Raw genomic sequence first — 25,629 nt, forward strand, 5'->3', positions numbered from 1 at the left:
GGTTTCCCCGCGTACGGCACACCGGGCGCGCCGGGCGCGGAGGATCGGTGGCGACACCCGCGAGGAGTCGCGCCCCGGTCGCAAGGCCGGGGCCGGAGAGCCCCGGCTCCCGCGCGACCGGCGTCCCGGTGCCCGTTGCCGGAAAGCATGGATATGAGCCAAGATCAATAGGTTGATCCGCCGCGGCACGCGCCGCGGCCCACCGTCGAAGGGTAGACAAGTGATCAGATCGGTTCCGAAGATGGTCGCCGTGACGGCCCTGGCCGCCGGTGTTCTCGCGGCGAACCCGGCATACACCGCGTACGCGGCCTCCGCCCCCTACACTCCCGAGCGCGTCTGCGGGGCGGGGTTCACCCGGGTGAAGGACGGCGTCCGTCCCCTCAAGTCCGGACGCGACACCTTCGGCCACGTCTACCTCATGTACAACCGCAGCACCGGTTACAACTGCGTGGTCAGCATCAAGACCGCCTTCTACCGGACCGCCACCTACACCACCGCCACCCTGACGGTGCGGGGCGGCAAGCCGAAGACCGACGCGGGCAAGTTCAAGTACTACGCCGGGCCGGTCAAGGTGAAGGCCCGAGGCAAGTGCGTCTCGTACTGGGGCAGCACCCGGGACACCCGCCTGGACTATGCCGAGGCGACCGGCGGCCGCAAAGCCTTCGGCAACTGCGGGTAGGGGACCCCAGGCACCGGGCCGCCCCCGCCGCCCCGCCCGTACCCGGGAAAGACCCTCGCCGGCGCGAGCGGTTCGCCACCACGCGAAAGGAGGGCCCTCATCCGGGCCGGCCCTCCTCCGTCCCAGGTGTCCGCGGGTCAGAGGCCGCTCAGGCCGAGCTCTCTGGCGATGAGCATCCGCTGCACCTCGCTGGTGCCCTCGCCGATCTCCAGGATCTTGGCGACGAAGTTCGCTACCCTGCGGCTTCGTCGCCACTGCCCCTCTGAGCTGGAAAATCTCTTGCTGTTACTTGCGATCATTTGCCATTGGTAGCCGCCCTCTAGCAGAACTGGGGCAGAACTGGAGGCAAGGTCGAACGCTGCCCGCCCCCGTTTGGCCCTCGAAGTCGCCAGTCACACACAGTGAGATCGCCTTGGAAACGATCTGCCCGGCGTCCCCAAGTCACCCAGTGGCCTGATCCACGTACTGGGACTCTTCCCATGCAGCGACATCCGCCATCTTGTAACGGACGTACTTGCCAATTTTCATGAAGCGCGGGCCACCACCGCGCGAATTCCACTGGTAGACCGTACCGATGGGCACGCCCACCCGTAGCGCAAGATCACCCGGCGTCAGGTGTTTTTCCGCCACCGATCCCTCCTCAGGGTCTTCAGTCCGGGAAACAGCCATCACCATGAATTCGGGCAATAACCCTTATTCGTCTCACAGGTGATCAGACCTACCGGCTCTGACGCATCAGACGCATGTGACGCATTAGATGAATAATAGTGCGTCAGGTCCGTAACGGCAATCATCGGCAAGTATCGCCAAGCCTCGGCAACCCCCCGAAGATCTCTCCAATGTGCGCGTTGCCTGAGGCGCTTCGGCGATCACTTCGTGAGCGTTGCGCTCCACGTCAGCGTCGCGAGCAGGCCGAGGCTCAGCGCGATCAGTACCGTCGCCCCGAGCTGCCCCCAGCTCACGGACGCCAGGAGCCACGCCGCGCCTCCGGTTACCGCGACCCCCACCGCGCTGCCCCCGAGCCTCTCCAGCCACCACAGGGCCGCGCAGACCACCATGACGACCACAGGGACCACCAGGCGCCCCTGACGCCCCGTCACGTCGAGCACGAGCGCAGCGACCTGCACGGCCGACAGCCACGCAGGGATGGCCAGCGCGCACGACACCCGCGCCCAGAAGCGGACAGCCGTCTGGGACGGGGCGGAGTTCTCAGCGAAAACGGCCATTGAACTGTCCTTTCTTCAAACGGGGCGTTGTCCCGCCCGGGGCCGCCGGGCGGGACAACAGCGGGCTACCTCAGGTGCTTCTCGAACAGAAGGGCCGCTCTGAGCACGGCCTCCACAGTGGCCGCGGGCCCGCACTGCTCCATGGCCCAGCGCAGCGCGATGATCCGCTGCAGCGCGCGAGCCTCGAACTTCTCGCCGTCGATGACGATGACCAGCGGCGGGCCGCTGACCTCGACGTCTCGGTCACCGTTGATGATCACAGTTCTCCTTCGTCAACAGGGGGCGTCGCCGGGGATGTACGAGTCGGCCGGAACCGGATCAGGACCGGGCGATGGTGAGGTCACCCCTGCGGAGCAGGCCGGCGTTTCGGGCGCCTTCTCGCCGAACGACTCGGCGAAGGGGTCGCCGCACGCGGTGAGCGGCAAGACGAGGGTCAGGACGAGGACGAGGCCGGCGGAGCGGACGCGGGTCATGATCGGGCCTCCTTCGCGAACGAGGGTGATGTCGTAGGCGTCGCGGACGCTCTGCGGCTCCCGCCACTGGGCGGGGAGCTCCTCGCCGGGCCACGGCCCGATCTCTTTCGTGATCTTGGGCTTTGGTGCCATGGTGATATCTCCTCTTTGAGGAGCCCTGGGCCGTCCTTCTCTTGGTCGGGTTCGGCGGCCCAGGGCGATGAACATCGGTCACGAGTGCGGTCGGCGCATCACCTCCCTTGGTCGACGTAGGCGTAGGTGGTCCCGGTGCGCCACGCCAGCTCGGCGGACTCCAGCGCCGCGAGCCCGGCCTTGATCTCACCGAGCGAACAGCCCTGGGTCCGCTGGCCGCAGGCCGCGACGATCGACCCGAGATCCAGCGGCCCGTCTGCGGCAGCGAGCACTTCCTCCAGGGCGGCCTGCACGTCGCCCGACGTGGCCCGCACGGGGGCGGCCTTCGGCGCGGACGCCTTCCGGCCGCCCTTGAGCGTGGCGGCGTACTCGTCGTAGAAGCCCAGGGTCACCTCGTCAAAGCGGCCGGCCGCCGGGCGGGACGCGATCTCGAACTGATCGCGCGGGATCAGCGGGCGCATGGTCGCCTGGCGGCGGTCCAGGCCGCGCAGGTAGCCCAGGCCGTGAGTCTTGTCGCCGTTCGGGAAGTACTCGGGCAGCTTCGACGGGTCGTTGGCCAGGCCCACCATCTTGTGGTCGGTCGAGGCGCCCGTACGGAATGCGGCGATGCTGCCGCCCCCAGCGATGTTCGCGCGGAACGACCGGCTCCGGCCCAGCTCGCCCAAGTCGAGGTTCTGCGTGAAGATGTCCAGGCCGATGCCCGGCTTGCGGTAGGTCTTCGCTCCCGGCCCCAGCAGCTTGATCGCCCGGGGGCCGAACACCTCGTCCTGGAACAGCAGCGGCGCCTCTTCGACGAGGGTGTAGATCAGGACCATCCCGCCGAGGTCAGGGTCACCGGGCACCAGGTACGACTTACCGACGCGCTCGCGTCCCCGGCTGTCTGACCACTGGGCGTGCGAGATGTAGTGGGCGCGCCGCTTGGCCACGTAGTCCAAGGCCTGCACTTCGCCGAACACGTTCTCGACGCCCTCGGCGTAGCGGTGCGTCTTGCCGTTCCAGTCCGGTTGTGAGCTGCCGTCCTGCGCGTCGAGCAGCACGGTCACGATGACCGGGCAGTCGTGGGCGAGGCAGATCTTCAAGTTGCCGAACCCGGACTTCCCGCTGCCGGTGGTGCCGCAGTTGCATCCCATCTGCGCGCCGCCGGACGTCGTCCACCATGACCAGTGAGCAGGCCGGAGGTCGTTGAAGTACCCGATGCGGGCGATGCCCGTCGCCACGTCGATCGCGGCGCCGTCCTCTTCGAGGTACCGGGCCCGCTGCAGGTTGTCGCCGCGGGTGATGACCGTCAGCAGAGCTTGCGAGTTGTCGCCGTCCGGGGCCTCCTCGATCGTCACCTGATCCGGGCGGCCCCGCCACGCCGAGGCGATCGTCCCCGTGCCGGTCTGGAGCTTCGACAGCTCCGTCTTGCCCGGCTCGCCGATGATCCGCGCGGTGAACCCGCCCGCGACCGGCTCCGGCTTGTCCAGGCGGGTACCGGCGAACACCAGGTTGTTGGGAATGACGCGCTCGTCGTACCTGACCTGCTCCGGTGCAAGCCTGGCCTCCAGCTCAGGCTTCGGCTCCTCGGCGACGACGGCGGCCTGTACCGGCTCGGGCCGGTGCCGGAACCGGGTCTGGTGGTCACGCAGGAACGGCGCGGAGACGAGCGGCCCGACGAGCCACAGCGTCAGCGCCGTCCAGCCGAACGGCCCCCACAGGTATGCGGGGATCAGCCACAGCACCCCGGCCACGATCGCAACCGAGTACGGGCTACCGCCGCGGCGCTCCAACCAGATCAGCACCGAAGCGATGACGGCGAGCACCGCGCCGAGCTTCGCCCCCGGCACCACGGCGGCCACCCAGATCACCACGGCGATGCTCTGCAGGCCGACGATCCACGCGAGCGGGAGCAGGTTGGCGACGGCGCGGCGCTGCCGCCACGCGATCTTGCGGACCGCGACCTTGCGGGCCTGGTTGTCGTCGGCCGGCGTGGGCGGCGCGGTGGGCTTGTCCTGCTTGGTGGGCACCGTGTACTTCTTCCTCGTCGAGGGGAGGCGGGGAGGTTGGCGGATTGAGCCGCCGCCCGCCCGGCCCTAGTGCTGCAGGGCGGGCGGCGACTCGAACCGTCAGCCGTTGGTCAGCTCGTCGATCGCGTCGATCACGGCCCTGAGCTGCTGGGCGTACAGGCCGGCCGTCTCGGACACCTCGCCGATTTTGGTGAGGACGTCGCCGCTGTCGGCGAGCTTGCTGAGCTGGTCGGCCTGGATGCCGTCGATCGCGACGACGTCCTGCTCGGCGGTCTCGGCCGCGCCCTCGAAGAGGCTGCGCAGGCTGGCCAGGCCGCTCGCTTCGCCGGTGAATGCCATGTCGGGGTCCTCCTGTGATTGCGGTTCAGGTTCGGTCTGGGGGCTGGGATCCGGAGCCGGGTCGGGCTCCGGGGTGGGCTGAGGTTCAGGCGGGGGCTCGGCGGGCTTGTCGTCCCGGGCCGGCTCGGTGACCACCTCGACGTTCGAGTCTTCGACGACCTCGACCTCGACCTCGAACGGCTGGGCGTTCTTGTAGGCCCGGTAGCTGTCGCGGCCACCTCGCCAGGTGGTGAGGCCGACCCGCTTGGCCGCGACGACCGTGCGGTATCCGCCGTACGCGGTGCCGCCGACCGCGACCGCGCCCCACCCGCAGGTCTTGAGCAGCGCGGCCATCCAGCGGCGAGGGTCTTTCCACCCTGGGCTGTCGCGCCGTAGGTACGTCTGCGCTTGCGTGTAGCGCCTGCGGGTCGCGCTGTAGCCCGCGCGGAACTCCTGGGCGGCCTGTCGGCTTCCGGACCGCCATGCGCCGCTGACGGCGACGCGGGCGTCCTTCCGGAAGATCATGGCGCCGATGAGCGCGACCAGCGCGGCCAGCAGCAGGAACGAGATGATCATCAGTTCACCTGCGACATGATCGCGTCGGTGCCGCGCTCGGCCTGCTCCATGAGGAAGGTGAACGTCGCTGCCCCCGTCATGATCACAACGGCGAGCAGCGGGAGAAGCGCGACGCCGCGTAGCGGCTTGTCGACCTTGCCGTCCTTGGCGTCCTTAACGTAGTGGATGCCCACCCACAGCAGCAGGCACAGCGCGACCACACCGATGACGATGGTCGCCGTGTCGTTGGTCACCAGGTCAACCGCCCACACGATGAGGAACACCGGGCCGAGCCCAGCGGCGATGAGCAGCCCTGCGACGATCTTGTCTACATCCCACCTGCGCAGCGGCAGGGCCAGGCAGATCAGGACGGCGGTGTAGGCGAGGCCGCCGAGGATGGCCACGAGCATGAGGGGACCTCTCTCAGATGAGGAACAGCAGAAGGGCGACGAGGGTGTGCGCGGTGGCCACGGACAGCCGCGCGGGGTAGCGGAGGATCCACAGCAGCGGCTGCACCACGGCGTTGACCGGGACGACGAGGCCGAACCCGTACGCGCGGTAGAGGCCGCGAAGCACCGCCGAGTCGAGGGGCGCCGAACCGTACTGGTCGACGAGCTCAACGAGCGACGGAAGCCGGGCCGGCGGCGACTCGACGAGGCGCGAGGGGTACCAGATCAGCCACAGCAGGGTGTGCGCAGCGGCTGTGAGCGGCACCGCGACACCGCCGTACGTCCGGTACGCCCAGAACAGCGCGCCGATTTCGCGCGGCACGGACGGCACGGTCTTGTACTGGGCGACCAGCTCGGCCAGCGACGGAAGATGCTCGCCCAGCACCACGGCGTAGCCCCGGACGTCACCGGCGGCGTCGACCGCCCGAGCGACAGCCGTACGACTCGCGCGAGTCGCGCGAGCGAGCGCCCCGCCTGCAGGGCGCACCGGGGCGGCCGGAGCCACCGCCGCGGGTTCGCTGCGCAGCTGCACGACCTGGGCGAGCGGTGCGGCGGCCTCGGCCGCTTCCTGCTCGACTTCCTCGGCGGGAGCGAACGGCGAAACGATATTCGGGATCACTGCTCGCTCTCCTTCCGGTCCTTGGTTTGCTGGTCGATGTGAAGGGCCACGTCGACGAGTTGGTTGGCGATGTTCCGCCGGGCCATGTCGGCGGCGTCCTGGTCGACGCGCGACAGATCGGCGAGCGCGGCCTGCAGGCCGTACAGCGACAGATCGAGCCCCCGGCGAGGAGTCGGAGCGGCATCCACCGAGGGGCGGAGCTCCGTCTCGCGACGCTGATACGAGGGGGTCTTGCGGCCCACTGGGTTACTCCTCAACTAGCTACAGGCTGTGACATCGGGTAGGGTGCCCTCACGCGCCCGCTCGCGGGCGCCTGCGCGCGGCTGCGCGTTAGGGCCTCGGATCGGGCCTGGTCGGTCGTCTCGGACTGGTGAATCGCCACCGGGATCCGGTCACGGACAGTGAATTTCACGGCGACTGAAGCAGGACCTTCAGGGCGTTGTCCCAGTCGTTTCGCTCGTTCTCCGCGCCCAGCGGAACCAGCTCGTACATGGCGGCCAGGTGCCGACCGAGCAGGTCGCGGGAGACGCGGAACGTCCTCCCCCGCAAGCCGCCGACCTGGACCGACCACAGCGCCCATTCCTCGTCCATCGACGGGAAGGCCAGCAGGTCCGCGCAGACCGCTTCCCTCTCCATGCCCTGCTGCAGCACGGCGCGGGGAACGTCCAGCGCCGCCGCCGAGCCGGTCATCGGGATGCGGACGAAGTGCGGGTCAGCCGGCCGGTAGACGAGCCAGGCGTCGACGAGTTCGTTGGTGCCGTAGTCCCACATCTGGATGAAGAGGCTGCGCTCGTTGATGGCGTCGGCGGGGCTCATGTCGTCTCTCCGGGGGTGTCGGTGTGCGTCTCGTCCGTGCGGACGATCCGCTCGTGCGCCTCGATGCGAGCGGCGGACGGTCCGCCGTTGGCGGCGCGGACGGTCCGCGCGGACGGACGGCTTTCGTCCGCGCCCGTCCGCCCGGACGGGGCCTCGGCGCGGAGCCGCTTCAGCAGCGCTCCGGTGCGGTCGTTGGAGATGGGCTGTCCGGTCGCCTGGACTGCCGCGCGGAGGTTGTCGCGGGTCAGCCGGACGGAGTTCTTTTCGAGTTCGTCCGCGATGCGCAAGCCGAGCGGCATCAGGTCGTCCACGCTTTCCGGAGCTGCGGACGGCTTGCTCGTCCGCGCGGACGGTCCGCTCTTGCTGACGCGGACGGTCCGCGGGTTCGTCCGCCGTCCGCCCGGTCGCCGTCCGCGCGAAGCGGGCTTCTCGTCCGCCTTCGGCGTGGGCTTCTCGTCCGCACTCCCGTCCGCCGCCGGATGAGGCTTCTCGTCCGCGCCGTCCGTCTGCTCGTCTGCCTCCTTCTCGGCGCCCTGTTCGTCCGCCTGGTCCGCGTCCGTCCCCGGCGGACGGAACATCCTCATCCACCACTTCGTGTGCGGACCGTCCGCGCCGTTCGTGGCGGACGGTCCGCCGCCGTCCCCGGCCTCGAGTGCGAGGACGAGCTGCGGGACGTAGCGCGGGACGAGACCGGCGCCGACCCGGTTGATGAACCGCTCAGCGTTCGCCTTCGCCTGGACGGCGTCCGGGTCCGCGCCGTACAGCTCCTCCGTCAGCGCGGCCATGTGCGTCAGGGTCAGCTGGACCGTGGCGCGCTGCGCCGCGATCACCGCCGCCTTGGTGTCCTCGACCGACTGCCACGTCATGCGGACGGCGCGGCGCTCCCGCACCACCGACACCGCGACCTGAGGCGACTGCACGCCCTCGCCCACGGCCCAGCGGAACGCCGCGAACGTCTCCTTGGTGTGCAGCGCCCACCGCAGCGGAGAGAACTTCGGCGCCCTCGGATCGATCAGGCCAGCCTCGCGCAGGTCTTGGCGGTGCAGGTGCCGCGAGTGCATCGCCCACAGCCACGGGGAGATGAGCGAGCAGGCCGCGAACAGCTCCGGCGTCTCCGGCACGTGCGTGTAGCTCAGCCAGGCAGCTGCCGCACCGATCAGGTACGACCTCATGCGCAGGCCCCACGCCGCATCCCCCTCCCGCAGCGCGACGTGCGCGTGCCAGGAGACGTAGACGGCGACGGACTCGACGATCGCGGCGCCGGTGGCCGCGGCCCACGGCGGTACCCCGAGCGCGATGAACACCATGTACTGCCCGCCGACAGCGACGAGGTTGACGCCCAGGTTGGTGATGGACATGACCGCCAGGCGGCCGAGGACTTGCGCTCGCGCGGCCCACCGGGCACCGATGAGCTTCCACCGGTCCTCGCTGTCCTTGCGGTCCTGCTCGGTGCGGGACCGGCCCCGCCGCTTCTTCTGCTCGGCGCGCAGCTCGGCCGCGCGCTCACGCTCGGCCTTGGCGTCGTCGTGACGCTGCTGCTTGTCGAGCCGCGCCTGGTCGCGCAGCTGCTCGCGGGCGATGCGCGCCTGCTCCGCCTGCAGGCGGCGGCGCTCGCGCTCCGGGCTCGTGATCGTGAACATCAGGCCGCCACCGCTTCGGCGTCCTCGACCAGCTCGACGTCTTCGGCCGGCTCGGGCGCGGCCGAGCTGAGCGCGATCCGCTCCTCCGGCGTGGTGCCCGCCGCGATGCCGTCGACCTGGTGGCGCGGGCGGCCGTGCTCCATGAGGAGCGTCCGCTCCAGGCACGGCCCGAGGTCGCCCCCGAGGTCGCCGCTGAAGGTGAAGGGGCAGCCTTCGCACTGGATGGCGGCAGCCGCCGCGTAGCGGTCCGCGAGCTTCGTGATGGGGTACCAGTCGTCCGGCGTGGACGAGCGGACGCACAGCGCCGCCGGGGTGAGCACGATCTTGTCGAGCTCCTGCAGGCGCTTGGCGATAAGGACAGGACTGGATGTGACAGCACGCAGACGTGCTGCCACCATGTGGCTGTACATCGGGTCTGTTTGTCCTTTCGCGAGGGCAGACCTTGTGTGCAAGGGCCTCGTCCGGAGTTGGCGCTCCGGCGGGGCCCGCGGTGTTTGTAGTTGTAGGTGCGGTTCTTCGTTGGCGCGAAGACCTACCCTTTAAGGATCATCAGCTCGTGTTTTTATCATAACAGGGGTCGCGGTGATATGGTGCAGCAGCGGCGCGCCGCCTGTCAACACCCCAGGTAGAACCGCTGATCTTCGCGTACTAGCATCAGGTCTTCCCCGAGAGGAGCACGCCGCTGTGCCTGGCAAGCGCTACGAAGAGATCGCGGACGATCTCCGCGAGAAGATCCGCAGCGGCTTCTACCCTCCCGGCGAACCACTCCCCCACAGCGAACTCCTCCGCGCCCAATACGGCGGAGTGGGTCAGGGGACCTTCACCAAGGCCATGGAGATCCTGAAGGACGAACAGCTCGTCCGGCGCGTCGCCAACCGGGGCATGATCGTCCAAAAGGTTCCCGCCATCGTGGACCTCTCCCTGCGCATCTCCCCCGCCGACGACTTCGGCCTCTGGGAGGCGGCCTGCCGACGCGCAGGCGTCGACGGCCTCGTGGTGCTCGCAGGGGTTCGGCCAGAACCCGCCGAGCCCGACATCGCTCACGCCCTGAACATCGCCGCGAGCGACACCGTCGTCTACCGCGCCCGGCGCGCCACGATCGCTGACCAGCCCGTGCTCCTGGAAGAGACGTACTGGCTCTACGAGACCTTCGACGAAACCCCCCCGGTCGCTGTCGTCTGGCAGCGCACCAGCGCGAAAATCGCCAGCACAGAGGAAGCCGCCCAGCTGAAACTGTCCCAAGGCTCGTGGGTGCTGGCCGTCGAGCGGGTCCTGCGCGACGAGGCCGGCCGCCGGACCGCGCTGCAGAGGTGCGTCGCGAATCCGCTGCGGGTCCAGTTTCTCGAAGAAGAGCTACCGCTGACGCCGTCCGCGTAATCGTTCCTTGGCGAGGCGTCATCTTCGGCCCGCCCGTGAGCCAAGATCGAGGACGTGGGAAGGCGCCTTGGTGTGCCCGACCGAACCGTCGGCGCTCTCATTCTTCTGTCAGCACGTCAGCAATCTCGTCGGCAAGCGTTGGGTTAGTGGCTGCGATGAACATCTGGCGCCGATCCATCGCCTCGGCGATATCGCCCAAGGTATCGAGCTGGTAGTTCAGTGAGATGGGCTTGCCCTGGAGGTCGATGACGGTCCCGCCAGCCGCGCTAAGGATGTAGTGGCCTGGGGCCAGGTCCCATATTGCGAAGCCCTTTGAGAACTCGATCGTTGCGTCCGTGAAGCCGGCAGCAACGTGGCACAAGCTGATGGAGCCGAAGTCCACACCGATACGGCCACGGCTGTTCCCGTTGTCGGCAGGCTGGTTCAGTTTCTCGATCAGGCGGTTCTGCTGGGCCAATGCCTGGAAGCGGTCGGGCTTCATCAGGAAGTTGGTGATGAGGGCTTCCTGTACGGGCACAGCTTGCCTCGGCCGGAGGGGATGAGTGACGCCGTTCTGCTCACGCAGGAACGCGTGATCCTGGCCGGCCTCGTCACGGGCTGCGGTGTAGATCTGGAGGTGATGGAAGATGTCACCCACCACAGCCGCGATCGGACGTGCGAGGCTTCGCGAGTAGACCATGACGTGCGTGTAGCCGTAGAGGGAACGAACAGCCATCTCGCTCGTGTCCAGCGGATCTACGAGGACGCACAGGTCGGGGTCAGGGTCGTCGCCTATGACCTGCGGGTCGGCCTCTTCGCTGGCGTAGACGAAGGACGGGAAGATCTCTGAGAGCAGCTCCCGATAGCGGTCGTGGAGGAGCAGGTCGTAGTCGGACAGGAAGTTGTCGGCGTGCCGGGCGTTCGCGCGGTCGGCATGCTTGCCCGAGAGGGCAGCGCCGATGAGCTGAGGGCGAATCTCACTGATCAGCGTGGATACCAGGGTTGTGAGATCTTCGGCGATGCTCGGAAGCTGGGCCTCGGGCACTGCATGTACCTCCATTGTCAGCGTAACTCCAGGGGTGGTTCGATCCCCGGAGGGGACATCGTCGCAGCAATGAACACCGCCTTGAAGGCAGCAGCTCGCATGATGCCAGCACCTGTCAGGTCATCGAAGCTGGCCACTTCGAGGTTCCGCTCCTTCGTCATGGCGCCGAAGACGGCGAAGTAGATTTCTGCGCCAGGGTAGCGCTGGCGAATCTCGCCGGTGATGAATCCAACGACATCCGCGTGCTTGACCTCGAAGTCGCACAGAACGATCGTTGGAGCCTCTGGCAGGTCCGGGTACATCGAGGACCGATCGAGGGTGATGAAGTCCCGACTCTTGTTGCACCTGAGGTATCCAATGGGGCACCGCCCGAACTGGGCAGATGCAAGGAAAGTTGCCATCACTAGGCCCGCTTCGTTGATCCCGAAGCAGGCATCCACATCCACGCGGCGCCCAACGTTCTTGATCTGCTGGATAAGCCGTTCAAGCCCGTGACCGAACGACGCCCACGTCAGGTTCAGCAGTTGGCCCGGTCGAGGGTTGGGAAGGGAGTACAGGCAGATCTCCGGATTGCCGAACTCGACAGTGGGAGCAGCCAGGCTGAAGTCTGGGCCGATGGGGTTGTCGGAAGCGTCGACCATCTGACGCCCCACCGCGGATGGGCGCCCTTCCGGGACTGACCGTAGGCCGGGTGGCTCTGGGAACGAGTTGGCCGCAATGAAGCTTTTCAGTGAAAGCTGATCTTCGGGTGCGAGACGCTCATACGCTTCAGCGACCAGATCGCTGGGGGAAATGTCCTCATTTGCGACTCCTAGCGGACCGCTGCTGTACGCGGTAGCGAGAATCAGCAAGCTTGAGAATGACGGAGGTGATCCAGCTCCACCGCGAGCACGCGCCCATGTCTCCCATGCGTTGATGGAGGTACCGCCTAGGCTGGTTTGGTGCCCGGTTACCTCGTTGTACCGAACGGCGGCTTGATCCTGCGATAGGCCGCAGGCATAGCGATGTGCCTGGAGACTAGGTATGTCGGGATGCCGATTCATTAGCTCGACAGCGGCCCCCTTGACCGAACCTGTCTCCTGAAATAACTCTCGACCCATACGCGCCAGTTCACGTCCTCGCGCTTGAGGACTTTCCTTGCCTCGGCTCTGGGTAGGCATTATTCGCCGCCTCCTCGGTTTCGGCGCCACGTTACCCATCTCAATGGGCAGGCGACACGAATTAGAGGAAAAAGCAGGTCAGTGCCACCCTGATATCTGAGCGATTGCGGGCTCCGTCGCAGGTGTGGGGAAACGAGGCAACTTCTAGCCTCAGAGTCATGATCCCCGCACAGACAGCAACAGAGACCAGCGCAGAGGAGCGCACCCATCCTGAGGTAAGTGCCTTTGTCGCCGAGACGCATGACAAGGCGCTCGCCGTCGTACAGCAGCTGCTGAAAGTGAAGGACGTTCACACTCACGCCGTCCACGCGATCGCCCTGAAGTCGGACGAGGACGACAAACCGTGGCCGCCGACGCAGCGAACGCGGCGTGCCCCCGAGCTTGTCGCCCACAGCCGCCAGGGCTGGGAGGTGGCGACCGTGACCGTGGGGCCGCGCTCCGGCTGCTACGTGGTTTCCCTGCCCGCGGTGGGCGTCACCGCCCAGTTGGTGAATGCCAACCAGCCTCAGGCGGTAGTGGACCTGATTCTCGCGGCGCTTCCGAAAGAGGCGGCGTGACCTCGGAGATACCGGAGTTCAACGTGACGAAGAACCCGGACGGCACCTTCGAAGCGCGGCGCAAGGGCAGCCCTGAGAGAGATCCCCCTGACGTGACCGCATCGACTTTCCGAGACCTTGAGCTGGGATGCCTCGCTGCGCGGGTGAGGTCGTCGATCTGGCCGGACGGGAGAGGTCAGTGAACGACGTTGTGGCGACAGAACTTCGCAAGCCCTACGTCACGCCTTATGCCGAGGAGAACTTGGACCTGCCCTTGGCCTTCGAGTGGCAGGCCGGAGCGCCTCGGCTGACTTACCGTGATGCGCTCCCGCAGGAGTGGATGTTTGGGACTCTGTGGGCTCGCTGCGGCACGGCGCGGAAGGGGAAAATTCAGTGGCACCTGGTGCATACCCTGCGCCAACGGCGGTGCATGCTGAAGCGGCTGTGTCGCGTGTGCGGCGGACCTGCAACTGACCCCGACACCGGTCGCGTCTGGTGGATCCTGCCCACCTCGCTGGCCGGCGACTTTCAATCGCCCTGGCCCACAGCCCACCCGCCCACGTGTAAGGCACACATCAGCGAGGCGCTGACCGCCTGCCCGTACCTGCGCCGAGAGATACCAGTTGTCTGCACGGCTCGCGGCTACTCCCCTGTTGCGGTTCTGTCCAACCTGTACGGGTTGGACGACGCCGGCCGAGTGGTGGAAACCAGCCATCAGATCCCTGTCGGCCTGAACGAGCCGCACCTACTGAAGCGGGCGCTGGCCACACAGCTCATCGTCCAAATCACGGACCTCCAGCGCGCGAAACGCGCCTGAGAGCCACGCGCTGGACTTCTGGCGCAACCCCTGAAACTCCCCCGGTAGGGCTAGCCTTCCGGCCGGTCCACACCCAGTGACCGCGCCCTATCGGGGGCTCCATGTCAAAGCGCTGCAGGAAGAACGCGGCGCCCCGCCTACCCGCACGAAAAGTGAGGGCCAGAAATGATCAAGGAAGGTGCGTACACCTACATCGACGGCCGAACCCCGGTCGTCCCCTACACCGGGAAGTACGCGGTGAAGACCCCCGACGTATTCGATCGGATCCGCGACCGCTGGGCCCAGGTGGACCTGGCCGAGGCGCCATACCGGCCGCTGCGAATCGAGTTCGAGCTGACCACGAAGTGCAACGACTCCTGCCCGAGCTGCGGCATGGGAGCCCTCTCCCTGCAGGCGGGCCGGTCCCTGAGTGACCGGCAGCTGGAGCACCTCATCGAGGAGTTCACCGACGTCGGCCTGCCGTGCGTGGCCATCACCGGCGGGGAACCGTTCGTCGCCATGCGCGCGCTGCTGCGCTTCATGGCGCGAGCGCGCAGCGCAGCGGTGGAGATCAACAAGCTCACCACGAACGGCATCTGGGGCTCGAAGCGGCGCTGTGGCCCCACCTTCGACCAGCTCATCAAAGCCGGGCTACTGGACAATCAGTTGTTCGTGCCGCTGCTGATGGTCTCCATCGGAGAGCAGACCACGCGGCTGGAGGACGTGGCCCGGATCATCCACCACACGGTCACCGAGTTCACCGAACGGGACCTGAACATCGCAATCAGCAGCCTCGCCGACCCCTCCGACCGCGAGCACAAGATCTACCCCCTCATGCGGCTGTACGAAAAGACCTACGGCGACTTCCCGCACGACCGCGTCCACTCCACGATGCGCGTCTACCTCGACAACGAGCGCCTGGAGAATCAGGCGCCGATCCACCGGCCCGGCCAGACACCCGTCTCCAAGTGGATGGACACCTGCTACGACTGCTTCGCGCCCACGGTCGGCTCCTACGTGCTGCCCACCGCGCTGCTGAAAGCAGACGGCAACCTGTACGCCTGCGCGGCGTTCAACGTGCCGGAGAAGCTCGGCTTTGGCAACCTGTTCCGTGAGCGGCTGCGCGACATCATCGCCCGCACCAACCGCTCCTCCTACGTCGCCACAGTCCGGGCCGGCGGCGGCCTCAAGGCCCTGCACGATGTGATTCCCCGCACCGAGACCGAGAAGATGACCTGCGGCAGCTTCTGCGGCTCCTGCTCGCTGCTGATCGACACGTTCGAGCAGCGCACCGGCGAAACCGGCCCTGGAGGTCCGGCGTTGCCCTTCGTGCCCGCTGACGCCCTGTGGTCCCGGCTCAGCGCGGCCGGTGGCCGCCGTGACTGACGAGCTCACACCGCAGCAGGTGGTGGTGGCCGCGGTCGCCAAAGCCGCCGGACGAGCGCCACGCGACTGCGCCAAGCTGACTTTGAGCCTGTGGAATGACCTGGGCCTCGATAGCCTCTCGCTGCTGGAACTGATTCGAGACCTCGAAAAGCGGTTCCAGGTGACCATTCCAGATGAGGACACCGGCCAGGCTCATACGGTCGGCGACCTCGTCATGATCGTTCAGCGCCTCGCGGGCTCCGACCCGCGGGCCCGACCAGATAGGTACACGATGACGGAACGACTCATCGAACCCCGCGGGCGCGGGTTCCTGCTATTCGACTCTCACCCCGCCGGATGCGAGACGATCGTCGGCGACATGTGGGACCGCGTCGCCCCCGCGACCGCCGCCACGAAGGCCGAGCGCCGCCCGGTCGCCCTGGTCATCGGCTCCAGCGCCGGTTACGGGATGGCGACCACGATCGCGGGAATCCGTCGCTACGGTCTCGACGGCGTCGGCCTGTGCTTCGAGCGTCCGCCCACCGAGCGGCGTACGGCCACCGCAGGCTGGTACCGCACCATCGCGACCGCCGGACTCGCGGCCAAGGCCGGTCGCGACTGGTCTTTTATCAACGGCGACGCCTTCGCCGACGACACCAAAACCCAGGTGCTTGACCTGCTCGGCGAGCGGTTCGGCGGCATCGACTACCTGATCTACAGCGTCGCCGCGCCTCGGCGCGTCGATCCCGTCACCGGGCAGACGCACCAGTCGGTCATCCAGCCGCTCGGGGCGGGGTACAGCACCAAGACCCTCGACGTCAGCGGCGACGACCCGGCGCTGAAGGAGATCTGGGTCGAACCGGGGAGCGACGCTGAGCGGGCCGACACCATCAAGGTCATGGGCGGTGAGGACTGGGCCCTGTGGGTCGACGCCCTGGCCGAGCGTGGCCTGCTGCGCCCGGGGTTCACCACCGTGGCCCTGTCCTACATCGGTTCGCACCTGACCGCGCCGATCTACCGGGACGGAACGATCGGCGCCGCCAAGGCCCACCTGGAGGAGACCGCGCTCACGCTGAACGGCGACCTGGCCGGAGTCGGCGGGCGGGCCATGACGTCGGTCAACGGCGCCGCCGTCACCCAGGCCTCCACCGCCATCCCCGGCATCGCCCTGTACGTCAGCCTTCTGCGCGGCGTCCTCGGCGAGGCCATGCAATCCCCGCTTCAGCAGTCCGTCGAGCTGTGGGATCGGCTCATCGGTGCCCAGGCGCTCGACCTCGACGATCACGGGCGCATCCGCCTGGACCGGTGGGAGCTGGACCCGCTCATCCAGGAGCAGGTGACCAAGCGGTGGGAGGCCGTCGACGGCGCCACCATCGGCGACCTGGCCGACATCGACTGGTTCACCTCCGAAGTGCGCCGTCTGTACGGCTTCGACGTGGCCGGCGTGAATTACAGCGCGCCGAGCGAGCCCGACCTGCTCTGGCCCACCGAGTAGCAACCGACTGGAGGAGACGTGACAACCGCAGGCGACCGCATCCGGCTGTGTGAGGAGTACATCCACCGGCCGCGTACCCCGTACAGGGCTCGTAAGCCTCGCTACGACGCGGCGGCCGACCGGCTGTTCTCCGCGCGTATCTCAAACCGGGACATCCTCGTGGACGTCGGCGCGGGCGGCACCGAGTTGGATGTGTGCCTGCGGGTCGATTACGGCTGGCGCGGCCGGTACGTGCCTATTGATGGATGGTTGGACGGGGTGGACCTGGAGACCTGGCAGCCGCCGCGCACCTTCCACTGGTTCGCCTGCCTGGAGGTCCTGGAGCACCTGCACGACCCCGGCCGCCTGGTCAAGGCGCTCCAGGACAACGCCACCTGCGGCCTCGTCATCACCACCCCGAACCCCGAGGTCTGGGACGTCTTGTCCATGGACCCCACCCACCTCACCCCCATCAGCCAGGACATGCTCAAGGCGTGGGGTTTTGAGACCACCCTGCACACCTTCTACGGCAAGTACCAAGACGGCATCACGGGAATGTGGACCAGGGTCACGTAAACCGGCGCCGAAGGCCGTCTGTTCCACCTCGCCGGGTGACTTCGTGCCAGTGGCGGCTAACGGTGGCCAGTCGTAACCTGCCGAGATCACCGAGCAGGAAGGCGGCCCCCTCATGCCGCAGCAGGTAGCACCGGGTCTTCTGTCGTGGGCTTCCGACATCGAGCCTGGCACCATCGAGCAGGCCGCTCGCGCCGCCCGCATGCCGTTCGTTCCGAGTCACGTCGCGCTGATGGCCGACGCGCACGTGGGTATGGGTGCCACGGTCGGGTCCGTCATCCCGACCAATGGCGCGATCATCCCGTCAGCGGTCGGCGTCGATATCGGCTGCGGGATGGTGGCCACCGAGACGACCCTCACCGCGGCGGACCTGCCCGACACGCTGGCCCCGCTGATGCCGCTGGTGGAGAAGCGGATCCCGGCCGGCGTCGGCCAGGGCCACGCTGACCCGCGCATCGACGCCGAGCTCCACGCGGTGGGCCTCCCCCACACCGCGCTCACGGGCAAGCAGGAGACCACGACGCTCTCCCAGTTCGGGACGCTCGGCTCCGGCAACCACTTCGTCGAGGTGTGCCTGGACGAGCGCAACCGTGTGTGGACGGTGCTGCACTCTGGATCCCGCGGCATCGGCAACCAGCTGGCCACCAAGCACATCGGCGAGGCCAAGAAGCTGATGAAGCGCTACTTCATCACCCTGGAAGACCCGGACCTGGCCTACCTCGTGCAGGGCACCCCGGAGTTCGGCGCCTACCTCGAAGACATGCTGTGGGCGCAGCGGTACGCGCTGGCGTCCCGCGCCCGCATGGCCGAGGTCCTGGTGTCGTCGCTGTTCGAGGTCGTCGGCCAGGGCGAGGCCGTACGGACGATCAACGCTCACCACAACTTCACGCAGCGCGAGCACCACTACGGCAAGAGCCTGTGGATCACCCGAAAGGGCGCCATCAAGGCGGACCGGGGCGACGAGGGAGTCATTCCCGGCTCGATGGGTACCCGCTCGTACATCGTGACGGGCCTGGGCAACGCCTCCTCCTACAACTCGTCCTCGCACGGGGCCGGCCGCCGCATGTCGCGCAGCCAGGCCCGGCGGGAGCTGTCGGCCGAGTCACTGACCGAGGCGATGGGCGACCGGACGTGGAACGCTGACCGCGCGGGCGCCCTGGTCGACGAGCACCCGCTGGCGTACAAGTCGATCGACCAGGTGATGGCCGACCAGAAGGACCTCGTCACCGTGCAGCACACGCTACGGCAGATCTTCAACTACAAGGGCTGACAACGACGAAGAGCGAGCCTCTGTGAATCTTTAAAAGATGCACGGAGGCCGCTGCAGTTCGAGTTATTCTCGCGATACGAGGTGCTTGATGATTTGAAGGGTAACCCAGAGCACAGCCGCGAACGACAAGAGCACGAAGCCCACTGAGCTGATCAGCATCGTCGGCCCCATCGTGGTGATGATCTTTTCCGCGTCGACCTTGTCCGTAAGCAGAATGGCGATCACGAGCAAACCGCAGCCGTCGTAGATAGCGGGAGGACCGCCCCTATGGGGCGGGCCAGTAGCAGCTGCCCCTTCAGGCATGTTCTGAGCGGATCGTTCTGCCGGGTCACGACGGAAAGGGTCCCTGTTCAACATCCCAAGCTCCCTGAGGGGCTAAGAGAGTCCACCCAGGAGAGAGCCTGAACGAACCCCGAGAGGGTGGTTGGGCGGCTGTCGTGCTTGGCAAACTCGATGGGCCACCCGAATTTTTTGTTGGTTTCCAGAGAGTACCCTTTCATGCCAAATGTGATAGTTAAGGCAAGCCCCAGGCATAGTAAAGTTTCTGCTAGTAGCGGCGTGGCGTATTTCTAAAAAAAGATCTACTCAGAACGGGACGGAATTTGACGGCAGAGATTGGACATGTCGCCACAATGTGGCATAGTTAAGTAGTTCAACCGGAAGAACTCCAGTTGAGGGCGGGGCCTATCGATTGTCGTGCTTGGCAAGGTAACTGGAATCGTGGGCCCCACAAGCAAATAACAAATGCCCTGCTCCTCCTTCATGAGGAGCAGGGCATTTTTGCATGGCTAACAAGAAGAAGCCCCCGCCCGTCTCCGAAGAGACGGGCGGGGGCTTCTTGAAGTCCAGCTACGGCCGGTTTATCCCGGGTCCGACCGTATGGAGCGCCGCCTCGCGACGGACGCATTCTCGCGGGGCTCCCGGAGGATCGCTCCGGGCGCGAGACGACCATGATCCTATCGCTAGCTCACCGATAGATCTGCGCCGACGATGCACACCACCTTGTCGAGCGCGGGGTAGTCACCGCCGATGTCGTCTGGCAGCTCGGAGCGGTCGGGCTGCGTGAACGACCGGAACCCGAGCGGGTTGAACAGCCTCGGGACGGTCACGACCGGAGTACCCGCCGCGAGCAGGCTGGGCTGCCGGATGTCGTAGGTGGGAACGAGCGCGACCAGCCAGACCACCCGGTCCTCCGGCTCGGCCGGTACCGGGGACGCCAGCTCAGAGAACCGCCAGTCGGTCCCCGTGAACAGCTTGTTGTCATCACCGGTCCGGCCGATCAGGCTTCCACCGACACTGTAGACGGCCAGCCGTGCCTCGCCGGTCGCGACGCCTCGCGCTTCGCTGGCCACCGATACGCCCAGGTGCGTGATGTTTTTCCCCGCCGGGAGCAGGGCCTTCGTGCACACCATCTGCTGCGACAGCGAGGTCCAGATGCCGGCCTGCTCGGGCAGGATGGTCGCGCACGCCAGCCCGTACAGGGCCTCACGATGCAGGACGGTCGGGGCCGGAACAGGCGGCGGGTCCTCGCCGCAGCAGTTCACGGTGACGTGCTCGCCATGGATGGTGATTGTCATAACGCTCCAGGTTCACGCAGTCGAATCGAGCGGTGGCTTACCGCTGGTCCAACGGCAGGTCCGGCCGCGCGGTGTGCCGGGCCTTGAAGCCCGCCAGGTACGAGGCGAGGCCGGGCAGCAGCGGGATGAGCAGGGTCTCGATCGCGTCCGGCAGGAACGCGATCAGGTCGAGGTCGGCCTGGACGGCCTGCAGGACGGTCAGGCCCGCGAGCAGGCTCAGGTACGAGCCCGCGCTGGCGGCGGTGACCTTCCGCTCGATCGGCACGCTCTCGGTGATGGGTTCGCCGTGCATGTCCCCTCCTAAGGGGTCCAGAAATGCGAAAACCAGCCGCGAATGGGCTGGTCAGGGGGAACTGCTTCCAGATTGGAAAGGGTTCGGGCTACCGCTTGAACATGGCGATCTTGGCCATGGTCACCTTCTCGACGGTGACCTCGTTCGGGCCCGGGTTGAGGATTTTCAGCCGCAGCTGGTTGGAGGTGTCGAGAGCGAACTGACCGCCCACCGAAGCCTCGACGCGGCCCGCCGGGTCAGCAGTGAACGTCAGCGCCCACGCGTCGTCCTCGAAGGTCTTGCCGTCCCTGTCGTACCGGGACCACGCGACGTCGACCTCGGCGCCGGGGGGAAGGCCACGGAGCTTCACCAGGGCGTCGCAGAGGACCCAGCGGGAACCAGGGGCGAGCACGGCGGCGCCGTCCGCCCCGTGGCCCTTCACGTCGTCGACGAACTCGGTGTGCCAGCGCACCGCGAGCACGCCGCCGGCCGGAACGGCCTGGTCCCGGCCAGCGCCGAGGGAAACAATCTCGGGCACGTCGTCCTCCTCCTTGATGATGGAATCGGAAGCGGAACCGCTTCCGACAGGGCGAGGCGCGCCGCGCTTCACCCACGCGTACAGCGGCCCGCCGGGGCAGCTGGTGGCGTAGCCGTCGCGGTGCCCCTTGATCTCCTTGCCCGCGCCGCCCTCGTCCCTGAGGTACTCGATGGCGTCGCGGATGCCGTGCAGCATCGCGTCCGGCGGCTCCGTCACGCCCGAGGTGCCGACCAGGCCGAGCACGGCGTAGTGACCGCTGTTGAGCCCAGGACCGTTCGCCGCGGGGATGCGGTGCAGGCCCCTGCCCACGAACACCTTCCGGTGGCTACAGACCAGCAACGAGTAGCCGACGTCCATCCAGCCGTTGCCGTTCATGTGGCCACCCTGGATGCCGCGCACGGCCGCCACGCACTGGCCGTGATCCGCCAGGGTCGCCGGGTCCACGTGCCCCCCGGTGTAGTGGATCTTGACGCCCTTGGTGGAGGTGAGACGGTCGTAGGAGCCGCGCGGCTCGCGGGCGCCCCAGCTCCTGCGGCTGACGAGGTCCAGCGTCATCGTTCTACCTCCTGCAGGTCGGTGAGGGCCTGGTCCCAGGACTCGAACCGGATGCCTCTGTCGTCGATGTAGGCGATGGCCGGGATCTTGCGGCGGGTCACCAGCAGCACGCCGCGCTGCGTCCAGAAGTGGCTCTCACCGTACGGGGTGGGCATGTCCTCGTTGTCGACCTGGACGGGAATGGTGCTGCGGGCCTGAATCCACACGGCGACCTGTATCGGGTCGCGGGCGGTGAAGATGAACACCGCGTGCCGCTGCATGAGGTAGCGCAGCGCGTCGAACGCGCCGGGCACCGGGTCGTCGTAGATCGTCCCGTCGTGCCAGCCCTGGCCGTACTGATGAATCACACCGTCGAAGTCCACGCCGACAGCAGGCATGGGTCACCGCCTTCCGAGGTGAGAGGGAGAAGGGGAAAAGTCAGCCTCTGGTCAGGCTGATCAGCGCGATGATCACGCCCGCGAGGGTCACCATCAGGCCGACGATCGCGATGATCTGCCGAGTCCGGTCGGCCAGCTGGGCACGTGTGACGGCATCTCGCTCGATGGCCTCCACACGGCTTTCCAGAGCCTCGTCACGCGCCTCGGCGACGTCGCGGTCCTTGCGCACCTGGTCAGCCAGCTCCGCATGGCGGCCATCGACGTGGTCCAGACGCTGAAGGATGAGCGCCGTCTGACCGCTCGTGCGCTCGAACCCGACCTCGACCAGGCGGCGCAGCTCGGCCAGCGCGAGCGCTACGTCCGCGGCGGGCTGATCGTTCACAGGGCACCTCCGAACGTGGAGGGCGGCTTGAGTGCCCGGGAAGGCCGGCGCGGCCCATCGAAGGAGGCGCGGATCCAGTCCACCGCCATGCGTCGTGCCTCAACGCGGACCGGGTCCAGGCGCACGCTGGCCTTGATCGGGTCCAGCGGGTCAGGGGCAGCGAACCGAGCCGAGCCGACGTAGAGCAGCGCCGCCTGCCGCTGCTCGACCGGTTCCGCTTCGACCAGCACCCGGTGCCGCTTCACGGCCTCGACCCGGGCCAGGTGCGCGGCCAGCCGATCGGACGGGCTCACACCGGGTGTCCAGCAGGTCGGCAGACCGTGAGTTTCCTCCAGGTAAGCCGCCGTAGCCGGGGATTGCCACGACAGAGAGTCGTCAGGGCTGGCCATGTACGGCTCATGCAAGATCACGTCCAGCATGGTGTCTACGTCGTCGGGGTCGATGCCGTACTCGGCGCATCTCCACTCAAAGGTGCTGTGGGGGAAGCTATGGCTTCCCTCCATTCCCCCGATCACCATGCGGACGCCCCACACTGGCTCTGCCCCGTCCGCTGCCAACGGCGACATCTTCGTGTGGGGGGTGACCTTCCCGGCCAGCGGCGTGGCGGTGTAAGACAGCTCGCTGTCCCAGATGCGCGCGACGTCAGGCATGGAAACTCTGCTCCTTAATGGCGGTGGCTCCACCAATAGATGGCGAACCCGTCCGGCCAACTGGTGTGGATACGGAAGGACGTCTGCGTGGATTCCACGACGTACCAGGAGCCATTAGGCGCGTGCGACGCTGGGTTGCTGAGGCCGCGGCGGATGACGCACACCGGCCCCATGTTGCCGATCATGGTGGCGCCGTAGCCGATGATGTCCCAGTTCGCGCCGCTACCGGCTGGCTGGCTGACCTTCGATCCGGCCAGCACGCCGGCGGTAGGCCCGAGGGAGGCGTAGTCCCACCACTTACCGACGTGGCGGGTACGGCCGGTGCCGTCGAACCAGAAATACTGCTCGTCGCTGGGGGTGTGGAAGTAGCCGTAGCGCGCATACCCTTCGGCCAGCTCCATCAGGCCCCCGTTGGGGTCGACCAGCTCCGCGTCGCGGACCTGCATCTGCATGAACCCGGCGGCGATGGTGGTTTGCGACGCTGCGCTTCCGGTTTGGTTCGTACCTGAGGTGATCTCGAACGTCGCCTCGCCACCGAACGCGTCGTCCCTGGTCAGAAGCTGCGTGTAGTTCGTGCCGCTCGCCGGGTAGAACCGCATCTCCGGGTAGAAGGCTCCGGGCGGCTGTAGCTCCAGACGCCGCCCGGTCGCTCCGGTCCTGATATGTGATCCCGTGATCGTTTTTCCGTCGATCGCGGTGGCCGACAGCTTGTTCGCGGTGATCGCCCCGGCGGCGATCTTGTCTGCTTGGATCGCGTTGGCCTGGATGTGACCTGCATTGATCGCCCCGGCGGCGATCTTGTCAGCGGTGACCGCGTTGGCCGCGACGTGCCCGGCCTGGATCGCGAGCGCCTGGATCAACGCGCTCGTGATCGAGCCCGCCGTGATCTTCGCATCCGCCGGGATCGACCCCGAGATGATGTGCGCGGCACCGTCGATGACCTCGCCGATCAGGTCCGTGTCGACCAGGGCCGCCGTGGCGATGACCTCGTGCTCGGACTCCGCAGACTGGTTACCGGACCGGTCGAAGCTGGTCAGCCAGATTTCCCGGTCCGCCCCGTACGGCTGGCCGGGGATGACGATCGAGCCGCGCGCGTCGAGCGAGCCGACGACGGTCGCCCCCGGCGCGAGCGGGTCTTGCATCCACACGCTCGCCCGGTCGAAGTCCGCGGGCATCGGCTCCGCGTCTTCGCCCAGGCCGTCCCATCCGACGTGGATCACGCCCAGGCGGGTGGACAGCTGCGGTGCGCTCGGCACCGGCGGCGGAGTCGCGTCGTCGGGGATCAGCGCCACCGTGACCGAGGAGAAGACGCCCTTCACGCCGTCGTTGGTGGCGCGGACCTTCAGGCCGTACTCCCAGCCCACGACCAGCGGCGAGACCGCCGCCGTGGTGTCGCCGGAGGCGGTCTGCGCGACCAGGAACCACAGCTCGCCCTCCAGGTTGCGGCGGGCGTAGACCTCGTAGCCGTCGACGCTGAGCGCGACGCCGTTGACGTCGCCGATGACCGGTGACCACGTCACCGTGGCGAGGCCCTGCGCGTAGCCAGCCGCGTCCAGGTACGCGACCGGATCGACGATGAGACCGGTCGGGGCCGCCGGAACCCGGCCGCTGGAGTCCGGGGCCGGCTCGGCGCCGGACCCGCCGGAGCCCACGCCGCCCGCGAGGATGCCCGCGGCCTGTCGAGCCAGCCTGATGTCTCGTTCGAGGAACCGGTCGTTGAGGACCAAGTTGCCCGCGACATCGCCGTCTTTGCCCACCGACAGGGTGATCTGCCGGATGCGGAGCGGAGCCATGACCGCGCCGTCGCCGGGGGCGAGCACGACATCGCCCGGCCCGTAGTCGGCGAACGGAAGCCACCGGGCCAGATGCGGGATGATGCCCCGCGTGAGCTGCACGCGCTCCCGCGCGGCGCGCTCCAGAGCGGACTGCCCGAGGACCGTCATCGTGGCGGTGTCCGACACTCCGCCCTGAGTCTGGTGGGTCTCCCACCGGCCCCACGGGACCGTCGCGGCCGGGTTGGTGACCTCGACGTTCAGCCCAGCCTCACCCACGATGAGGATGGAGCTCGCCGCGTCCTCCAAGGTCGCGTCGTCCGGGGCCTGGTCGACGTCGCGGCCGAGCCTCAGATCCACCGGAGCCGCACCGGCCGCGAGGTCACGGCCCAGTTCCGTGCCCTCGGTGAACACCTGCAGGACGCGGCCGAGCATCCGCCAGTTGAGGATGCCCTGGTCCGCGAGGTTCAGCAGCATCGTCAGCAGCGGGACGCCCGGCTCCAGCGCGAGCGTCAGGACCTTGTCCCACGGCTGGCCGGCCGAGTCGGTTTCGTCGTCGAAGTCGACGCTCAGGCCCGGCACGGCTCCGCGCACCTGGCCCTCGTCGATGAAGGTCCTCAGGATCGCGCCCGCGCTGACGCCGCTGAACTGGCGCTTGCCCTCGACCATCTCCGCGTGCGGGTAGAGCACGACCTTGCGGAGCTGCCAGGACCAGCCGGGGCAGTTGTAGGAGGAGATGCCCGTCCGGTCGGTGTGGTCGGTGTTGCGCCGGATGCGCAGGAACCGGCCGTCCGGGGGCTCCACCCACGCGCCGCCCGTCGAGTACTCCACCGCGACCTCGCACGGCTGCGCGAGCAGGCCCGCGCCCAGGGCGTGCGCCGAGTAGGACAGCTTCAGCGAGGAGACGTCATCGAGAGGGAACCCGACCTCGAACCCCAGCGGGTGCGGAAGCACACCAAGGCGGGGACCATTCGGGGTGTAAACGACCAGCCGCAACGCATACCGCTGCGGGCCACCTG

The 25,629-nt window shown here is 67.7% G+C and carries 30 protein-coding genes and 1 pseudogene; 8 read left to right on the forward strand and 23 right to left on the reverse strand.

Annotated features, from left to right (window positions below; all coding sequences use genetic code 11):
- The first annotated feature begins 220 nt into the window (after positions 1-220).
- Entirely contained in the window at positions 221-679 is a 459-nt protein-coding gene (locus ACTOQ2_RS13950) for a hypothetical protein (RefSeq protein WP_440063729.1), read from the forward strand.
- A gap of 137 nt (positions 680-816) precedes the next feature.
- On the opposite strand, the pseudogene ACTOQ2_RS13955 reads toward ACTOQ2_RS13950, so the two are convergent.
- From ACTOQ2_RS13955 to ACTOQ2_RS14015, 13 genes and pseudogenes are all read right to left on the reverse strand, one after another.
- Positions 817-900, reverse strand: a pseudogene (locus ACTOQ2_RS13955) (acyl-CoA dehydrogenase family protein); the annotation flags it as partial.
- 220 nt (positions 901-1,120) lie between these two features.
- On the reverse strand, positions 1,121-1,366 hold the full coding sequence (locus ACTOQ2_RS13960) for a helix-turn-helix domain-containing protein (RefSeq protein WP_440099988.1): 246 nt from the start codon (positions 1,364-1,366) through the stop codon (positions 1,121-1,123).
- Between the two features lie 182 nt (positions 1,367-1,548).
- Positions 1,549-1,905 carry a hypothetical protein gene (locus ACTOQ2_RS13965; protein ID WP_440099989.1) on the reverse strand — a complete coding sequence of 119 codons (357 nt, stop codon included), beginning with the start codon at positions 1,903-1,905 and terminating at the stop codon, positions 1,549-1,551.
- Positions 1,906-1,970: 65 nt separating this feature from the next.
- The gene (locus tag ACTOQ2_RS13970; RefSeq protein WP_440063732.1) at positions 1,971-2,165 is read right to left on the reverse strand and encodes a hypothetical protein; all 195 of its coding nucleotides are present in this window, start codon (positions 2,163-2,165) and stop codon (positions 1,971-1,973) included.
- A gap of 12 nt (positions 2,166-2,177) precedes the next feature.
- Positions 2,178-2,510 carry a hypothetical protein gene (locus tag ACTOQ2_RS13975; protein ID WP_440099990.1) on the reverse strand — a complete coding sequence of 111 codons (333 nt, stop codon included), beginning with the start codon at positions 2,508-2,510 and terminating at the stop codon, positions 2,178-2,180.
- A gap of 98 nt (positions 2,511-2,608) precedes the next feature.
- Positions 2,609-4,516, reverse strand: a complete 1,908-nt coding sequence (locus ACTOQ2_RS13980; protein ID WP_440099991.1) for a hypothetical protein — start codon at positions 4,514-4,516, stop codon at positions 2,609-2,611.
- A gap of 99 nt (positions 4,517-4,615) precedes the next feature.
- Entirely contained in the window at positions 4,616-5,410 is a 795-nt protein-coding gene (locus ACTOQ2_RS13985) for a hypothetical protein (RefSeq protein WP_440099992.1), read from the reverse strand.
- Positions 5,410-5,799: a hypothetical protein gene (locus ACTOQ2_RS13990; protein WP_440099993.1), complete on the reverse strand. Its 390-nt coding sequence runs from the start codon at positions 5,797-5,799 to the stop codon at positions 5,410-5,412. Before ACTOQ2_RS13990 ends, ACTOQ2_RS13985 begins: the two co-directional genes overlap by 1 nt.
- A gap of 13 nt (positions 5,800-5,812) precedes the next feature.
- Complete coding sequence (locus ACTOQ2_RS13995) at positions 5,813-6,457, reverse strand: hypothetical protein (protein WP_440099994.1); 645 nt, start codon at positions 6,455-6,457, stop codon at positions 5,813-5,815.
- Positions 6,454-6,699, reverse strand: a complete 246-nt coding sequence (locus ACTOQ2_RS14000) for a hypothetical protein (RefSeq protein WP_440099995.1) — start codon at positions 6,697-6,699, stop codon at positions 6,454-6,456. The genes ACTOQ2_RS13995 and ACTOQ2_RS14000 overlap by 4 nt, the downstream gene beginning before the upstream one ends.
- A 166-nt stretch (positions 6,700-6,865) precedes the next feature.
- The gene (locus ACTOQ2_RS14005) at positions 6,866-7,273 is read right to left on the reverse strand and encodes an SsgA family sporulation/cell division regulator (protein WP_440099996.1); all 408 of its coding nucleotides are present in this window, start codon (positions 7,271-7,273) and stop codon (positions 6,866-6,868) included.
- Positions 7,270-8,913, reverse strand: a complete 1,644-nt coding sequence (locus ACTOQ2_RS14010) for a hypothetical protein (protein WP_440099997.1) — start codon at positions 8,911-8,913, stop codon at positions 7,270-7,272. Before ACTOQ2_RS14010 ends, ACTOQ2_RS14005 begins: the two co-directional genes overlap by 4 nt.
- Complete coding sequence (locus tag ACTOQ2_RS14015) at positions 8,913-9,311, reverse strand: hypothetical protein (RefSeq protein WP_440099998.1); 399 nt, start codon at positions 9,309-9,311, stop codon at positions 8,913-8,915. The genes ACTOQ2_RS14010 and ACTOQ2_RS14015 overlap by 1 nt, the downstream gene beginning before the upstream one ends.
- 286 nt (positions 9,312-9,597) lie before the next feature.
- Here ACTOQ2_RS14015 and ACTOQ2_RS14020 point away from each other — a divergent pair, with 286 nt between their 5' ends.
- Positions 9,598-10,290: a GntR family transcriptional regulator gene (locus ACTOQ2_RS14020; protein WP_440099999.1), complete on the forward strand. Its 693-nt coding sequence runs from the start codon at positions 9,598-9,600 to the stop codon at positions 10,288-10,290.
- A gap of 97 nt (positions 10,291-10,387) precedes the next feature.
- Here the strand turns inward: ACTOQ2_RS14020 and ACTOQ2_RS14025 are convergent, their stop codons facing one another.
- Positions 10,388-11,314 carry an inositol monophosphatase family protein gene (locus ACTOQ2_RS14025; RefSeq protein ID WP_440100000.1) on the reverse strand — a complete coding sequence of 309 codons (927 nt, stop codon included), beginning with the start codon at positions 11,312-11,314 and terminating at the stop codon, positions 10,388-10,390.
- A 17-nt stretch (positions 11,315-11,331) separates the two neighbouring features.
- A complete protein-coding gene (locus ACTOQ2_RS14030; RefSeq protein ID WP_440100001.1) occupies positions 11,332-11,955 on the reverse strand; it encodes a hypothetical protein in 624 nt (207 codons plus the stop codon).
- A 677-nt stretch (positions 11,956-12,632) separates the two neighbouring features.
- Here ACTOQ2_RS14030 and ACTOQ2_RS14035 point away from each other — a divergent pair.
- The 6 genes from ACTOQ2_RS14035 (at position 12,633) to ACTOQ2_RS14060 (ending at position 18,488) form a co-directional block, all read left to right on the forward strand.
- A complete protein-coding gene (locus ACTOQ2_RS14035; RefSeq protein ID WP_440100002.1) occupies positions 12,633-13,031 on the forward strand; it encodes a hypothetical protein in 399 nt (132 codons plus the stop codon).
- A gap of 178 nt (positions 13,032-13,209) precedes the next feature.
- Positions 13,210-13,827, forward strand: a complete 618-nt coding sequence (locus tag ACTOQ2_RS14040) for a hypothetical protein (protein ID WP_440100003.1) — start codon at positions 13,210-13,212, stop codon at positions 13,825-13,827.
- A gap of 165 nt (positions 13,828-13,992) precedes the next feature.
- The gene (locus tag ACTOQ2_RS14045) at positions 13,993-15,192 is read left to right on the forward strand and encodes a radical SAM protein (RefSeq protein ID WP_440100004.1); all 1,200 of its coding nucleotides are present in this window, start codon (positions 13,993-13,995) and stop codon (positions 15,190-15,192) included.
- Entirely contained in the window at positions 15,185-16,666 is a 1,482-nt protein-coding gene (gene fabV / locus ACTOQ2_RS14050) for an enoyl-[acyl-carrier-protein] reductase FabV (protein ID WP_440100005.1), read from the forward strand. Before ACTOQ2_RS14045 ends, fabV begins: the two co-directional genes overlap by 8 nt.
- A gap of 18 nt (positions 16,667-16,684) precedes the next feature.
- A complete protein-coding gene (locus ACTOQ2_RS14055; RefSeq protein WP_440100006.1) occupies positions 16,685-17,221 on the forward strand; it encodes a hypothetical protein in 537 nt (178 codons plus the stop codon).
- A 112-nt stretch (positions 17,222-17,333) separates the two neighbouring features.
- The gene (locus tag ACTOQ2_RS14060) at positions 17,334-18,488 is read left to right on the forward strand and encodes an RtcB family protein (protein ID WP_440100007.1); all 1,155 of its coding nucleotides are present in this window, start codon (positions 17,334-17,336) and stop codon (positions 18,486-18,488) included.
- Between the two features lie 63 nt (positions 18,489-18,551).
- Here ACTOQ2_RS14060 and ACTOQ2_RS14065 read toward each other — a convergent pair whose 3' ends face one another.
- From ACTOQ2_RS14065 to ACTOQ2_RS14100, 8 genes are all read right to left on the reverse strand, one after another.
- A complete protein-coding gene (locus ACTOQ2_RS14065) occupies positions 18,552-18,845 on the reverse strand; it encodes a hypothetical protein (protein ID WP_440063758.1) in 294 nt (97 codons plus the stop codon).
- Between the two features lie 605 nt (positions 18,846-19,450).
- Positions 19,451-20,065, reverse strand: coding sequence for a hypothetical protein (locus ACTOQ2_RS14070; protein ID WP_440100008.1), 615 nt, complete (start codon positions 20,063-20,065; stop codon positions 19,451-19,453).
- Between the two features lie 37 nt (positions 20,066-20,102).
- Positions 20,103-20,357, reverse strand: coding sequence for a hypothetical protein (locus tag ACTOQ2_RS14075; RefSeq protein WP_440100010.1), 255 nt, complete (start codon positions 20,355-20,357; stop codon positions 20,103-20,105).
- Positions 20,358-20,445: 88 nt separating this feature from the next.
- A complete protein-coding gene (locus ACTOQ2_RS14080) occupies positions 20,446-21,429 on the reverse strand; it encodes a peptidoglycan recognition protein family protein (protein WP_440100011.1) in 984 nt (327 codons plus the stop codon).
- Entirely contained in the window at positions 21,426-21,806 is a 381-nt protein-coding gene (locus ACTOQ2_RS14085) for a hypothetical protein (protein WP_440100012.1), read from the reverse strand. The genes ACTOQ2_RS14080 and ACTOQ2_RS14085 overlap by 4 nt, the downstream gene beginning before the upstream one ends.
- 40 nt (positions 21,807-21,846) lie before the next feature.
- Positions 21,847-22,188, reverse strand: a complete 342-nt coding sequence (locus ACTOQ2_RS14090) for a hypothetical protein (protein ID WP_440100013.1) — start codon at positions 22,186-22,188, stop codon at positions 21,847-21,849.
- A complete protein-coding gene (locus ACTOQ2_RS14095) occupies positions 22,185-22,838 on the reverse strand; it encodes a hypothetical protein (protein ID WP_440100014.1) in 654 nt (217 codons plus the stop codon). The genes ACTOQ2_RS14090 and ACTOQ2_RS14095 overlap by 4 nt, the downstream gene beginning before the upstream one ends.
- 14 nt (positions 22,839-22,852) lie before the next feature.
- Positions 22,853-25,564 carry a hypothetical protein gene (locus tag ACTOQ2_RS14100; RefSeq protein ID WP_440100015.1) on the reverse strand — a complete coding sequence of 904 codons (2,712 nt, stop codon included), beginning with the start codon at positions 25,562-25,564 and terminating at the stop codon, positions 22,853-22,855.
- Positions 25,565-25,629: the final 65 nt, after the last annotated feature.

It is taken from the genome of Streptosporangium sp. H16 (genome assembly GCF_051918855.1).
GTDB lineage: Bacteria > Actinomycetota > Actinomycetes > Streptosporangiales > Streptosporangiaceae > Streptosporangium.